Annotated in this window: 9 protein-coding genes; 5 read left to right on the top strand and 4 right to left on the bottom strand. The window is 59.2% G+C overall.

From position 1 onward, the window contains the following. Window positions 1-1,770 (bottom strand): GMC family oxidoreductase, encoded by a 1,770-nt coding sequence (locus tag ACZ6WW_RS22590; RefSeq protein ID WP_465276202.1) that lies wholly within the window; start codon window positions 1,768-1,770, stop codon window positions 1-3. A 2-nt stretch (window positions 1,771-1,772) separates the two neighbouring features. Further along, a complete protein-coding gene (locus ACZ6WW_RS22585; protein ID WP_465276201.1) occupies window positions 1,773-2,552 on the bottom strand; it encodes a gluconate 2-dehydrogenase subunit 3 family protein in 780 nt (259 codons plus the stop codon). A 608-nt stretch (window positions 2,553-3,160) separates the two neighbouring features. On the opposite strand from ACZ6WW_RS22585, the gene ACZ6WW_RS22580 reads away from it, so the two are divergent. Together ACZ6WW_RS22580 and ACZ6WW_RS22575 are read left to right on the top strand one after the other, a co-directional pair. Further along, the gene (locus ACZ6WW_RS22580; RefSeq protein ID WP_465276200.1) at window positions 3,161-4,288 is read left to right on the top strand and encodes a Cache 3/Cache 2 fusion domain-containing protein; all 1,128 of its coding nucleotides are present in this window, start codon (window positions 3,161-3,163) and stop codon (window positions 4,286-4,288) included. A 47-nt stretch (window positions 4,289-4,335) separates the two neighbouring features. Continuing rightward, a complete protein-coding gene (locus tag ACZ6WW_RS22575; RefSeq protein WP_465276199.1) occupies window positions 4,336-4,938 on the top strand; it encodes a DUF8082 domain-containing protein in 603 nt (200 codons plus the stop codon). A 228-nt stretch (window positions 4,939-5,166) separates the two neighbouring features. Here the strand turns inward: ACZ6WW_RS22575 and ACZ6WW_RS22570 are convergent, their stop codons facing one another. After that, window positions 5,167-8,073 (bottom strand): TonB-dependent receptor, encoded by a 2,907-nt coding sequence (locus ACZ6WW_RS22570; RefSeq protein WP_465276198.1) that lies wholly within the window; start codon window positions 8,071-8,073, stop codon window positions 5,167-5,169. 254 nt (window positions 8,074-8,327) lie between these two features. On the opposite strand from ACZ6WW_RS22570, the gene ACZ6WW_RS22565 reads away from it, so the two are divergent. The 3 genes from ACZ6WW_RS22565 (at window position 8,328) to fabD (ending at window position 13,626) form a co-directional block, all read left to right on the top strand. Further along, window positions 8,328-9,083, top strand: coding sequence for a 4'-phosphopantetheinyl transferase family protein (locus ACZ6WW_RS22565; RefSeq protein ID WP_465276197.1), 756 nt, complete (start codon window positions 8,328-8,330; stop codon window positions 9,081-9,083). A 671-nt stretch (window positions 9,084-9,754) separates the two neighbouring features. After that, window positions 9,755-9,967, top strand: a complete 213-nt coding sequence (locus tag ACZ6WW_RS22560) for an MbtH family protein (RefSeq protein ID WP_281848920.1) — start codon at window positions 9,755-9,757, stop codon at window positions 9,965-9,967. 83 nt (window positions 9,968-10,050) lie between these two features. Then, entirely contained in the window at window positions 10,051-13,626 is a 3,576-nt protein-coding gene (gene fabD, locus ACZ6WW_RS22555) for an ACP S-malonyltransferase (RefSeq protein WP_465276196.1), read from the top strand. Between the two features lie 118 nt (window positions 13,627-13,744). Here the strand turns inward: fabD and ACZ6WW_RS22550 are convergent. Then, the coding region (locus ACZ6WW_RS22550) for a hypothetical protein (RefSeq protein WP_465276195.1) at window positions 13,745-13,976 on the bottom strand (232 nt) is incomplete at its 5' end.

Raw genomic sequence — 13,976 nt, 5'->3', positions numbered from 1 at the left:
CTACGCCTGTACCAGTGGACCGGGATTCTTCAGGTATTGCTGCACGATCGCCTGCGCCGAGTAGTACGCCAGCGCGGCGACGGTACCGGTGGGGTTGTAACCGGCGTTTTGCGGAAAGGCACCGGCACCCATCGAGAACACATTCGAGACGTCCCAGCTCTGCAGGTATTTATTGACGACACTGCTGGCCGGACTGTCGCCCATGATCGCGCCGCCCGTATTGTGCGTGGTTTGGTAGGGCACGACGCTCCACGAGCCAACACGCCGGTTGAGTTTGATCTCACGCGGATTCATCGCCTTGGCGATTTCCGCGGCGCGATCAGTGAGGTAGTCGGACATCTTGTGTTCGTTGTCGGTAAAGTCGAAGGTCATGCGCAACATCGGCCGGCCATGGACGTCGCGGTAGGTCGGGTCCAGATCCAGATAGTTGCCGCGATGGCTCATGCATGAGCCGTGCACGCTCAGGCTGAAGGAGCGTAGGTAATTCTTCGCCGCGGCATGTTTCCAGGCCATGCCCCAGGCCGGCGTGCCCTGCGGGGTGTAGATCATCTCGATCGGGCGCCCACCGGTGATCATGCCGGCGATATAGGCGCCGCCGATAAAGCCCAGCCCCGAGTGATCGAAGTTGTCGCCATTGAAATCGTCGACCACGGTAGCGAGCGCACCCGCGCCGATGAAAGGATTGATCAGCTTGTCGTCGAAGAATACGTTCACCGACGACATGGTCTGGTACGCATAGTTTTTACCCACCACGCCCTGGCCGGTCTGCGGGTCATACGGCGTGCCGATGCCCGAGAGCAACAGCAGGCGCACGTTCTGCAGGATGTAAGACGACAGGATCACGATCGACGCAGGCTGAAAGAACTCTTCGCCCGCGCTGTTGACGTAAGTGACGCCGGTGGCGTGCTTGCGATCGGGCGACAGCTCCACTTTCAGCACTTCAGTTTCGGTGCGCAGGGTGAAATTGGGCTTGGCCATCACATAGGGCAGGAGAGTCGTCTGCGGGCTGGCCTTGGAGTAGTTGCCGCAACCGAACTTTTCGCAGAAGCCGCAGTAGGTACACGCGCCCAGTTGTGCGCCGAAATTATTGACGTACGGCTGCGAAAGATTGCCGGTGGGGTGGGGAAACGGGTGCCGTCCCAGTTCGGTCGCGGCCTTGCCGAACAGCGTGGGCCCATAGGTTTGCGGCATCGGCGGCGTGGGATATTCGGCCGAACGCGCCCCCTCGAACGGATTGCCGCCGGGTTGAATTGTGCCGTTTAGGTTGCCTGCCTTGCCGCTGGTTCCGCACAGTACGTCGAACTGGTTGTAGAACGGCTCGAGCTCTTCGTAGGTTACGCCCCAGTCCTGCACGGTCAGGTCGTAATCGGTGACCGCTTGCTTGCCGTAGCGCTGTTCGTTGTGACTCTTGGTCAGGAAGTCCGAAGGCAGGAAACGCCAGATCTGGCCGTTCCAGTGCACGCCGCCGCTGCCGACACCCGTGCCGAGCAGGAACGAACCCAGGTGCCGCATCGGCAAGGCTGTCTGGCTGGTGTTGTTGCGGACCGTCAGGGTGTCGTCGGAGACGTTCTGAAACAGATGATGCCGCCACATGTAGCGCAGTTCGTCCTGCGCAAAACCGGTGGCGAAGTCGGTGGACGTGTCGCGCCAGGGGCCGCGTTCCAACGCGAGCACTTCAAGCCCCGCGTCGGCCAGTTGCTGCGCCATGATCGCGCCGGTCCAGCCAAAGCCGACGATCACCGCATCGACGGGTTTCAAGGTCGTCGCCATGCTCAGCTCTCCCCATTCCAGCCAGGACGGCCCTTGAAACCCACGGGCGGGAAGGGCACCGGCTCGCCGTGGCGCGTCACCCATTCGCGATAGTCGTAGTGCGCACCGGGGAAGCCGATCATCTTCCAGGCGGCCATATCCTTGTTGCCGCCGTAGATCGGGTCGGAGAAGTAACCCTCCTTGGTGTTCTGCAGCAGCATGGCGAAAAAGGTCTTGGCGTCGACGCCGTCCTCCAACTGGATGGAGCCGCTTTCCATGCTTTTCAGCAGCTTGTCGCGATCGTCGTCGGACAATTTCGCGAAGTCCGCGCCGTTGAAATTCGCGTGCGCATATTTGTCGATCGCTGCGATCGCCGCCCGATACATCTGCGCTGGCGAGAAACGGCTTTGATAACCCTGTTCAGGCGCGCCTTTGGGCCATGGCCCGCCCAGGTAGTAATGATCGCCACGGCCAAACGGCCCGGCCAGCTGCCGATCCAGAAAGAACGGAACGTTCGCCTCGACGGCGCCCGGCCCAACCTCGTCGTTGGGAATCAGACGGCTGACCGCCGCTTCGATAAACACACGCTCCGCGGGCGTGAAGAACTTGAAGTCGGTGCCCGAGACCCCTGGCGGTTGATCCGCCAGCCCCTCGGTCCAGGGGACGCCACCTTTGTAAGTGCGCGGTGGCGCGCCGAGTTCGCCATCATGGACTTTCGCGCCGAGTGAACCTGCTACGCCGGCACCGGCCGCAACGGCGGTGCTGATCAGGAAATGACGCCGACCGGGAACTGGCTTATCCATGGGACCCCTCGCGTTGACGCAAGACACCGCTTCAATACTTCTCTCGGCTTGGTGATGTCTTGGTGAAGCAGAGGCTGGTTGATTTAAATATAAATAAAAACAGTGAATTATGAAAATAATGTGATGTAAATTATCACTATGCTCTGCTTGCGGGGGCAACGTTGGAAACCTCGAAAGACCTCCCTAGCCGTCATCCCGGCGCAGGCCGGGACCCAGTGACTTTGTGACGGGTTATCGCGAGAGCCATCAAGCACCGCTCTATCGCGAAAACCAGAAACCGAAGCCACTGGGTCCCGGTCTTCGCCGGGACGACGAGTAGGAGGGATGTCTACTCGACGACTGCGTTTGCACGCAACCATGTAAACGTTTTAAGACCAAAGGCGCATGGCGCATCCCTTGCGAGCCGCATCACAATTTCATACGTATGAGTGGCATCATGTCGTGCTGAAGACCGCAGACCATGTCGAAGCCGTGCAAGTGCCGGTTATGCTTGCAAGTAGATGCGCAACTGACGCATCACGCCGTTCCCGATGACTGGCCAGTTGCCCTGGCATGAGAGGTCGCGGGAGCCAAGACTCAAGTGGGTGTTTTTTAATCAGGGGAAAGTCATGTTTCAACGCTCGCTGCGGGTGCGCCTGCTGCTGCCGGTATTGGCCTTGGTGCTGATTGCCGTCATCGCCTCTACCTTCGTTCTCGCTACGACCGAGGCAAGCCGGATCCGGGACGACGCCGACGCATCGATCGGCCGCCAGACCACCGCGCTGCAGAGCCTGCTGGCGGTGACCCGGTCGATCATGCTGGACCAGGTAAAAAGCTCCATGCGTCTGCTGCGCACCGAGAGCGACCGGCTGGGCAATCCGAGTGCCGGCGCTGAGGTGGATGTGGCCGGGCATCAGGCCAGCGACCTGCAGTTCGGATCGACTCGCCAGGCCAATCATTTCGAACTGGTCGATCAGGTGACCCAGATCGCCGGAGGCACGGCCACGATCTTTTCGCGTTCGGGCAACGACTACGTGCGTATCGCCACGAACGTGAAAAAGGACGATGGCAGCCGCGCCGTGGGCACCCAGCTGGACCCGAATGGTCCGGTGATCGCCAATATTCGCAAGGACACCAATTTCTACGGTGTGGTGGACATCCTTGGCAGCCCCTATGTGACCGGTTACGAGCCCATCTACAACGCGGGCAACAGCAGCGTGATCGGCATCTGGTACGTGGGTTACAAGACCGATCTGGATTCGCTCGACCGCGTCATCAGCCAGTCCAGCGTGCTCAATTCGGGTTTCGTGGCCTTGTTCGACAGCAAGGGCAAACTGCGTTTTCACTCCAAGACGGGAGCCACCCAGACCCCTGAAGCGATGGACGCCATCGTCAAACAGAATCCGCGCGACTGGGTGATCAGCAAGCAGGACGTGCCTGGGTGGGGCTTCACCCTGGTCGCTGCCTATCCCAAGAGCGACGTGAACGGTCAGATTCACCGCCAGTCGATGTGGATCGCGGGCTTTGGCCTGGTTATCTGCGCGCTGTTGCTGGGGCTGCAATCGGCATTGATCTGGAGCCGCGTGCTCAAGCCGGTGCAACGCCTGACCGCCGTCGCCGACGAACTGAGCCTGGGCAAATGGGATAACACGATCGACGAGGTCAACCTCAAGGATGAAATTGGTACGCTCGCCCGCGCCATCGCACGCCTTTCCAACAGCGTAAGATTGGCGATGGAGCGTTTGAGTAAACGTTGAGCCGCCCGTGAAAGGACACTACACGACAGTCGCAGGCAGGAACCCGCATGGCCAATGAGTCTCGAAGCCTGATCGACATCTTGCGCGAGTTGCACGCGTTGGCGATAAAGAAGTCCTCCGGGTTCTTCTTTATCGCCACCACGGACAACCACTCCTGCACGATCCGCATGCGCGGCGGCATGATCGAGGACGTCATCTACAGCCGCCTACGCGGCGATGACGCCGTGCAGTTGCTCTCCAACACCCAAGGCGGGCGTGGTCGTTTCCAGCCCGATCCGGGCAGCAACGCCGCTGGCCGCAGCACGCTGAGCCAGGCCGCCCAGAGCTGGCTGCTGGGCGGGTTCGAGTCGGGCCCGCCCAGAGGGCTTGGCGGTGGCGGTACGCAAGAGCCGCGCTCCGCGCCGGCCCCGGCCGTCAGCGCGCCCGCCGGCCCGCCGGCCAGCGCGACCTCGGGCGGTCACACCGCAAAGATCATTGAACGGGTGGCACTCAACTACCTGGGGCCGATCGCCGGCATCATCTGCGAGGAAGCGTTCGAGGCATCCAGCGATGTCGAGGAGATTCTCGAATTAATCGGCAAGAACCTTATCTCGGGTGACGAGATACTGCGTTTCAAGAAAGAGGTCCGGGCCGCGCTTGCCGCCGGCTGAGCATAGGGAAAGCCTATCCCCGGCATCCAAACAAGCGATTGGATTTGCCGGCTGCACTCCCGGAAAATTTCTCCACTTTATGAGGAGAATCGATATGGCGGGTTTCAACACCTCCCGAGTCAGCTGGCTGTCGCACCTGGCATCCGTCGCAGCGGTGGCTTGCGCCGTGGCCATAGGCGTGACGCAAACCGGTACGTTTTAAGGCTTCGTTTTACACGTGCGACACCGTCAGAGCTTGTAGTTGACGCCGAACATCACCGTACGGCCATAGGTGTCGTATTCGAGCGGGCGGGTAATACTCACCCCGTTCGGCAACGCCGATATCTGCACCGTCTTCATCGGCGAATTGGTCAGATTGTTGACCTGCAACAGAATCGACAGCCCGCTCCAGCGCCCTTGGTCGAAGGCGTATCCGAGCTGAAAGTCGGTCTGCTTGTCGGCCAGTATCTTGGTATAGCCCAGCTGATCGAACAGCGCGACCGCCTCGCCGGTAAACGACGAGCGATAACGTTCGGCAATGCGCACCGACCAGCCGTACTTTTCGTAGTACAAGGCGAGGTTGGCGACCTTGCGCGACAGGCCGGGCAGGGTGGACGGGCTTCCGGGAATGGTCGATACCGCGCTGACCGGTAGTGTTGTATTGGTCAGCGAGAAATTCGCCTGCACGCCAAAGCCATCCAGCGCATGCGCGATGAGGGCGCCTTCGAGCGCGCCCGATAACTCCAGTCCCTGCATCTTGCCGCCGGAGCTGTTCTCCGGCCTCGTGAACGAGCCGATATTGCTCGACGGCTTCAACGTCGGGTTGTCGTTGATGTAGTTCGAGAAGTCGTAATCGAGTGTGGTCAGGTTATAGATGTAGTTCAACAGATTCTTGTTGAACACGGCCGCAGCCACATAGCTGGATGTGCCGAAGTATTTTTCCCAGGACAAATCCGCGCCTACCGCGATATAGGGCTTGAGCTTGGGATTGCCGCCCGAACCGGACCACAGCGCTTGTCCCGCTCCCGGGCCGTCGGTGACAACAGCGACGCTGGCCGACGTGGCGACTTTCTCGTCGTCAATGCGGCCACGCGCCATGGTCTTGGCCAGGCCGAAGCGCAGATATTGCTTATCGGCGATTTCAGCGACCAGGTTGAGGCTGGGCAATACCTTGGTGTAGCTCGTCCCGCCGGAAATGCGGCCCACGAGCGCGTCGCCGTTGGTCTGCAAGGCGTCGGACGACTGATCGGTATGAACGACCTGTACGCCCATATTGCCGCGCAGCGGTATGCCATCCATGTTGGTGTCGATATTGAGCTTGAAGTAGGCCACGGGGACCTTCTCTTCGACCGTGTAGTTGCGGCTCCAATCGGACTGACCATTGCGCTGGGTCAAGTAGTACTGGTGGGACAACGCGCCGAGCACGTCGTAATTGACGATGCCGGGAATGCCGCCATAGCTCAGGTCGGTATGGCCGCTGAGGAACGACGGATCGATTGGCAGGGCGAAGCCGGGCTGGTAGGCGTTATCGGTGGAACCGTTGCCGTTCAACCATGCAAAGTAGACATCAGCCTGCTTGGTCTTCTGCCGATCGGAGTAGTTCACGCCGAGATTGAAGTCGCTGAAAATCCATCCGGCCGGATGGCTCACTTCCAATCGGATCGCCTTGATCGTGTCTTTCTGCCGATCGAATTCTTCGCGACCGTCGTAGCCATAGTCGTTCGGGTCGGTGAGAAAGACCGTCGCCGGATCACCGAAATTCACGCCTGGCTGAAAGTTGGGAAAGCCCTGATCGAGCGGCGTGGCGAAATCGGTGGAACTGGTCGCCTGACCGGGCAGGCCGGCAAACAGATACGCATCGTGCAGGCGCCGCTTGGCGCTTGAATACGAGAGGTCCGAGGTGGTCACCCAGCCGTTGCCGAAGTCGTACTGGTTATTCCAGCCGGCGGAAAACAGCTTGTCCTTTTCCTTTGTGTATTCGTTCTGCAGAACGGTTTTCAGTCCGTCGATATGCCCGGTAGTGACGATCGGATAGGGCTGCGCCGGCATGGCGCCCACGTTCGAATAAGAAACGTTGTCATAGGGACTGCTCGACCACTGCGCACCGTTCAAGTACGTTTTCTGATTGAACGTGGAGTAGTACAGATCCAGCGTCGAGTGATAGTGCTCGTTCGGTGCCCATTCGATCACCGTCATCAGGCCGTTGCGCAATTGGTTCTCAGACTTGGCGCGCAGTTGTGCACCCTCCTGAGAAAGCACGTTGTCCGGCAGGCCTGGCGTATGCGCCGCACCCCAATTGCCCTCGGCACCTTGCGGCCCGTTGTTCAGACTCCACCACCATGCCTGGTATTGTTTCTCCTGCACCGGCGAATCGAGCTGCGCGAAGCCGACCGCAATACCCAAGGTGTGATTGAAGAACTGGTCGATGTACGAAAAGCTGGCGCGGTGTCCGGTGTCGCCAATGTTCGAGCCATGATTGAGACTCCCGTTGGACGCATTCTCGCCACGCAGGTTGGCTGCCAGCGTGCGTTGCGGCAGGTCGAGCGGACGGATCGTGTGCAGGTCGACGGTGCCTGAAAGGCCCTGGCCGATCAGGCTCGCATCGGGCGTCTTGTACACGGCGGCACCGCTGATCAGTTCGGACGGATACTGATCGAAGTCGACGCCGCGGTTTTCACCGATGGTCGCCTGCTCACGCCCATTCAAGGTGGTGCCGGTGAAATCCGGCGAAAGGCCGCGAATCGAGATCTGGTTGGCTCGCCCGTCTACGCGCTGGGTCGCCAGTCCGGAAAGCCTCGCCAGGCTCTCGGCAATGCTGCTGTCGGGCAATTTGCCGATGTCTTCGGCAGATATCGCCTCGATGATGTTGTCGGAGTTCTGTTTCGCTTTCAGCGCATTTTGTATGGATGCCTGGATACCGGTCACGGTGATTGTGTCCAGATTGCTGACCGAATCCGGATTGGCCGGGCGCTTGTCCTTGGTAGAGGTCGCCGGCGGCGCTGTCGATGCAGGCTTCGAATTGTCCTGGGGTTGGTCCTGCGCATAGGCCGCGCCAGCCCCCCAGAAGAACAGTGACATCGTGGCGCATGCGGCAGCCAACGGACGTAAACGGAAAGCAGGCGCAAGCGTAGACAGCGCCGAATGGCGACGGCTCATCAATTTTTCCCCAGGGCGGTTAAAGGACCAGCAAGTCCCCACAAACTTGCGGCGCGAGAATGGGGGAGCGAAATCTTGCTGTCATCCTGCGGCGCAGCAGATTTGGCGCGGACGTTCAGCTAAAACAGCGAAATATGTGACGGAATTATCGGATTCACCGCATTGATTCGCATGCATGGATGGCCCATATTGCGTGCTCGGCGCGCTATCCATTCAGGTCGACCCGTGGCCTCCATCCTCGTTTCGACCACTCAATGAAGCTCGTAGCCCCTCCAGGCAGTACTCCGGTGATTGACGGCCATTCGGCCGCCTTGCATGGCATGCGCCGCGTCTCGGTAAGAACGCCTGCGGGTGTTCAACTGAGCGTTTATCTAGGTGGCTTCGATATCGAGAAGTTTTCGACGGCAGCCTTCGCCGCCGCTGGCATTGCCTGTCCGCCGGGTGTGGCGCGCAGCGTTCACAAGCGTCAAGCGGAGTTTTATTTCGGTCGATGGGCGGCGCGCCAGGCCCTCGATGCATTGGGCATTTCGGCCTTCGACGTAGGTATTGGTGCGTCACGCCAGCCGATGTGGCCAGTCGATGTCATAGGCAGCATTTCGCACACGCATACCTACGCGGCAGCCGTGGCCTTACGCCATGGTGAATGCTCGGGGGTGGGTATCGACCTTGAGCATATCGCCGGCCCCGATGCTTCCGCTGCGCTATCGGCAACGACGGTTGACGCCATCGAGCGTCGATATCTGGAAACGCTTACCCCCGTATTGCCCACCAGCGCCCTGCTTACGGCTGTATTTTCCGCAAAGGAAACCCTTTTCAAAGCGGCATTCAACGCGGTGGGGCGATATTTCGATTTCAGTGCCGCGTCCGTATTTCTGGTCGATCTGCCGCAGGGAGTTATTCGGCTGCGCCTGACAGAGACCCTGTGCGACGCTTTCGTTTATGGACAGGTCTGTGAGATCGGCTTTTGTTTTATCGAGCCGGATGTTGTGCTCACTTATTTCACCTGGTAAACGGGTTCGAAGATCTTCTTTATTCGGGACGCGGGATTTTCGTAAGTTTCGCGAAATAAAGTGTCATTAAGAAAAGTGATGCACTGCTCATTACGCCAGCCGAGTCCGTGACAGATTCGTGGATTGGCCTAATAAGCAAGATTTTGCGGCTTAACGCAAGATCATGCTTATTGACAAACAGGCTCGTATTATTCGAAGTATGCGAACGGCGAGACGGGGATTCGCCGTGGCATGGAATGAATTCCGTGTGCGTTCGGTAAGTGATTCGAAGCGATTGAATTTATGCGTGCCAGGGTCATGCCCAGGCTTGCGCAGCTGGTTCCGTCGATCGATGCAACGCGCAAGGTAAATCGTTAGATCATTGCGTTTCGGGGCAATGAGTGGGGCCGGGTCGGGAACTCAGGGCGAGGGTACATGGAGAGCACAGGTATCGATGCGTTGGCGGCTTTCGGGCAGCCGCGCCGGGTGGGTGGCCGCGCGAGCAGCCGCACCGTTCCCGATTGCGCCGCCTTGATGGCGGGCGCTTTTACAACGTCCGTGGCACGGTGCCGCCACTCTTTCCAGGGACGAGCCTTGCGAGGCGCGATACAAATCATCCTTCAAGATGAATAACCGGGCAGCCGATCGGTAGCGGCGCCAACGTCCCTCTTTGTCTTTGCATAGGAGCATGCATGTCCAGCAGTTTGAGCCAGTCGGAGGAGATGTATGAAGTGGTTGTCAATCAAGAGGAACAGTATTCCATCTGGCCTTTGAACAAGGCCGTGCCCAGCGGGTGGACGAAGGTAGGCAAGCAAGGCTCGAAAGAGAGCTGCCTGGCATTTATCAGCGAGGTCTGGACGGATATGCGGCCGCTCTCGCTACGCAAACAAATGCAGGCCGATTAGCCAGCTCCACAAGCGCCCAACTGAAATAAAACAACGTCATCCTTTCTGGGCGGTGACCTGCCAGATAAGCGTGGCCGGTTCATTTGTGCGCGATTTTCGAGACCACCCGTCCTATTGCGTACGTTCCAGGAGGCTGTTTGTACGGTCTGCCCCATATCCCTCATTCCCTCACTCGCCCCGGCTTTGATGGGTTGCGCGAGTTTGAGGTCGAGTTACGTTCGGCAATATGTGCACGTAATGTGAAAAACGTATTTCTTTTTTCGGGACAGAGTTCACAGCATTTCCAAATGGGCCGGGAATTGTTTGAACTTGACGCTTGCTTTCGCGCCGCGATGGAACATTCGGATCGAGTGGTGCGAAAGCGCTGCGGTGAATCCGTATTAGCCGTGCTGTTTGCGGAAAAGAGCACTCGAGACATTCCTTTCGATCGCCTTTTGCACAGCCATGCCGCCATATTCATGGTCGAACATGCGCTGGCGACTTCGCTGATCGACCGCGGTATCCGGCCCGACATAGTGGTGGGTGCGAGTCTGGGAACGTTTGCCGCCGCGGCCGTGGCCGGTTGCCTGGATTCTGACGCTGCGCTGCTGGCCGTGGTCGAGCAGGCACTCACGCTGGAAAACCATTGCGAGCCGGGTTGCATGATCGCGGTAGTGGGCGAGCCGACGCGGTATCTCACCCCCGAGCTGCTCGCGCTATGCGAACTCGGAGCAAGCCATTTCGCCACCCACACGGTGCTCTCGTTACCTCAGCCGAACGTCGCGGCAGTCGAAGCTCATCTTCGTCGGCAAGGCATGGCGTTTCAGCGTCTGCCGATCGACTTTGCCTTCCATTCGCGCTGGATCGACGCGGGCAGGCAGCCGTACCAGACCTTTCTTCAAACGCTTCGGCCGCGGCAGGGCGATATTCCCATCGCTTGTTGTGCCAGCGGCAAGCTGTTGCACTCGATGCCGGGCGAGCATTTCTGGTCGGTCGTGCGCGATCCGATCCTCTTTCAGCAAACCATTGGCTTGATCGAGTCGAGCGGAAGCTGCCGCTATATCGATGTCGGTCCAAGCGGAACGATGGCGACCTTTCTGAAGTATGGGCTATCGGCCGACTCGCCCTCCCAGACCTATCAGCTCATGTCGCCGTTGGGTGGCGACATGGATCGGTTGCTTGAGTTGACGACGCTGCACCGAACGACAACACCAGGAATAACGCAAACCGAAACACCGGTAGCACCAGGGCAGCAGGGCAACCATGCAAGTAGTGAGCGCAACGTGGAGTCACGCACAATGAAGGCAATTATCTTCCCCGGCCAGGGCTCTCAGTTCAAAGGAATGGGCAAGGATGTCTTCCCGCTCTTCCCTGAGCTGGTCAAGGAGGCCTCCGACATTCTCGGTTATTCGCTCGAGGAACTCTGCCTGGCGGACAGTCAGGGGCGGCTCTCGCAGACCCAATACACTCAGCCGGCACTGTTCGCCGTCAATGCGTTGCACTATTTCCACCAGCGCGATCTGCATACCGCGACCGAAACCCGTTGGCAGCCTGATTTCCTCGCGGGCCACAGCCTGGGCGAGTACAACGCGTTGCTCGCGGCCGGTGTGTTCTCCTTCGAGACGGGACTGCGCCTGGTAAAAAAACGGGGTGAGCTGATGGGCGCGGCCACTGGCGGCGGCATGGCGGCGGTACTCGGGATTTCGGCCAGCGAAATAAAGGCAATCCTCGACGAGCACAAACTCGGCCAGATCGACGTTGCCAACTTCAACACGCCAACACAAACGGTCATTGCCGGTGAGAAAGACGTGCTCGCCGTGGCGGCCGACTTGTTTGCGCAGAGAAACCTGCGCTGCGTGATGCTGAACGTCAGCGCAGCCTTCCACTCCCGTCATATGCAATCGGCGCAGCATGAGTTTGCCCAGTTCCTGAAGCAGTTCACCTTTGCCGCGCCGGCTATCACGGTGATTGCCAATGCTACCGCTCGCCCGTACGACCGCGCCCGAATCGCCGAGACCCTGGCCAGCCAGATCGCGGCGCCGGTCCAATGGGTGGATTCGATTCGCTATGTGATGGGTCGCGGCGAGGTTGAATTCCAGGAGATAGGTGCGAGCGTACTTTCGAAAATGGTGTTGGAGATAAAGGCCAAGGAGACGGCGATCGTCGATGATGCTCCGGTGGACGGGCGTTGGAGCGATTCGGAAACGGATGAGGCGATGTCCGACGAATCTGCACCGGTAACGAACGTGGGCCAGCGCGAAGCGAGCGTGGCCGAAGCGGTTCGCGACATAGGCCGGGTCACCGGCCATGGCGTGCCGCTTCGGATCGAGGCGACGTCACTTGGTAGTGAAGTGTTTCGCCGCCGCTTTGGCCTGAAGTACGCATACATGGCCGGTGCCATGTATCGCGGCGTGGCTTCCGCCGAACTGGTCATCAAGATGGCGAAGGCAGGCCTGCTGAGTTTCTTCGGTGCGGGCGGACTTTCGCCGAGCAAGATCGAGACGAACATTGTCCGCATTCAAGGCGAGTTGAGTGCGGGTCAACCGTATGGCATGAACTTGCTGGCGAACTACGAGTATCCGGCGCACGAAGAGGCTGTAGTCGACCTCTACCTCAAGTATGGGATTCGGAATATCGAAGCGGCCGCCTTTATGCAAATGACGCCGGCCTTGATCAAGTTTCGTTTGCAGGGATTGCGTACCGATGCACACGGCGATGTCGTTTGCGACCATCGTATCGTGGCGAAAGTATCGCGGCCTGAGGTGGCCAAAGCGTTCATGAGTCCGCCGCCGATAGCGATCGTGGAGAAGTTGCTGGAGCGGCAGTTGGTCACGCCGCTGCAGGCCGAACTGTCGCAAAAGATTCCGGTCAGCCACGACATATGCGTGGAGGCCGATTCTGGTGGCCATACCGATGGTGGCATAGCGGCGGTGATGCTGCCGCCCATGCTGCAGCTTCGTGACGACATGCAGCGGACTCACGCTTATCTGGAGCCGATGTGCATGGGGTTGGCGGGCGGCATCGGCGGACCGGAGGCAGCCGCGGCGGCGTTGTTGCTGGGCGCCGATTTTGTCGCCACCGGTTCGATCAACCAATGCACCGTGGAAGCGGGCATGAGTGCGGATGGAAAATCCATGCTGCAGGAAATGGACATCCAGGACACCGAATATGCACCGGCAGGCGACATGTTTGAGATCGGCGCCCAGGTACAGGTCATGAAGAAGTCCGTGTTCTTTCCGGCTCGCGCGAACAAGCTGCTGTCGCTATATCGTCATTACGACAGCCTGGACGACATTCCCGCCCGCACCCGAAAGCAGCTGGAAAGCACGTTCTTCAAGAAAACCTTTGAAGAGATCTGGCACGAGACCGCGAACTATTTCAGGTCGGTAAGCCTGGAACATGAAGTTGCCAAGGCGGAAGCCAATGCGAAGCACAAGATGGCGTTGGTATTTCGCTGGTACTTCGCCTACTGCACGCGTATCGCCATGGAAGGTAAAGGGGATGATCGCGTGAATTATCAGATTCAGACCGGGCCGGCGTTGGGCTCGTTCAACCGATGGGTGAAAGGAACGGAGCTGGAGCCGTGGACCCAACGGCATGTAGACCATATCGCCGTGAAGATCATGGAAGCGACTGCGGAACACCTGACGCGGTCGTTTGCTCGTTTTTTCAGTAACTGAAGATCGTCTCGAACCACTTCAACGCTGCAATCTTTGTGGGAGCGGCTTCAGCCGCTACCGGCTGTTACGCAAACGCGGGCCGCGGTTAAAGCCGCTCTTACAAGACCGGGGCGATTTTTCAAGGTTTCCTGAAGATCTCATGGGCGCGAGCGGGCGACGGCTCGGAGCGAAAAAGTTTGGCTTCCGCAAGATCGATACAAGCAATGTCCGAAGAACACATCACAGGATAGGCACGATCATGAACGACCGTCAGACTCCGCCTCAGGAAATCCCGTCGCAGGCCGTTGGTGAGGAGGTTGGCGATCCCCGTGTCGATCGAGGCGATATCGCCATCGTCGGTATGGCCTGCC

Source organism: Dyella sp. NPDC103356 (assembly GCF_055584465.1).
The sequence above is the reverse complement of the archived record's forward strand: the minus strand, read 5'-3'. Positions and strand labels throughout refer to the sequence as shown.

Excerpts from the sequence above, each read along its gene's own strand:
- ACZ6WW_RS22585 (WP_465276201.1), bottom strand. The coding sequence starts at position 2,552 with ATGGATAAGCCAGTTCCCGGTCGGCGTCATTTCCTGATCAGCACCGCC.
- ACZ6WW_RS22570 (WP_465276198.1), bottom strand. The coding sequence starts at position 8,073 with ATGAGCCGTCGCCATTCGGCGCTGTCTACGCTTGCGCCTGCTTTCCGT.
- ACZ6WW_RS22580 (WP_465276200.1), top strand. The coding sequence starts at position 3,161 with ATGTTTCAACGCTCGCTGCGGGTGCGCCTGCTGCTGCCGGTATTGGCC.
- ACZ6WW_RS22565 (WP_465276197.1), top strand. The coding sequence starts at position 8,328 with ATGAAGCTCGTAGCCCCTCCAGGCAGTACTCCGGTGATTGACGGCCAT.
- ACZ6WW_RS22575 (WP_465276199.1), top strand. The coding sequence starts at position 4,336 with ATGGCCAATGAGTCTCGAAGCCTGATCGACATCTTGCGCGAGTTGCAC.
- ACZ6WW_RS22590 (WP_465276202.1), bottom strand. The coding sequence starts at position 1,770 with ATGGCGACGACCTTGAAACCCGTCGATGCGGTGATCGTCGGCTTTGGC.
- ACZ6WW_RS22560 (WP_281848920.1), top strand. The coding sequence starts at position 9,755 with ATGTCCAGCAGTTTGAGCCAGTCGGAGGAGATGTATGAAGTGGTTGTC.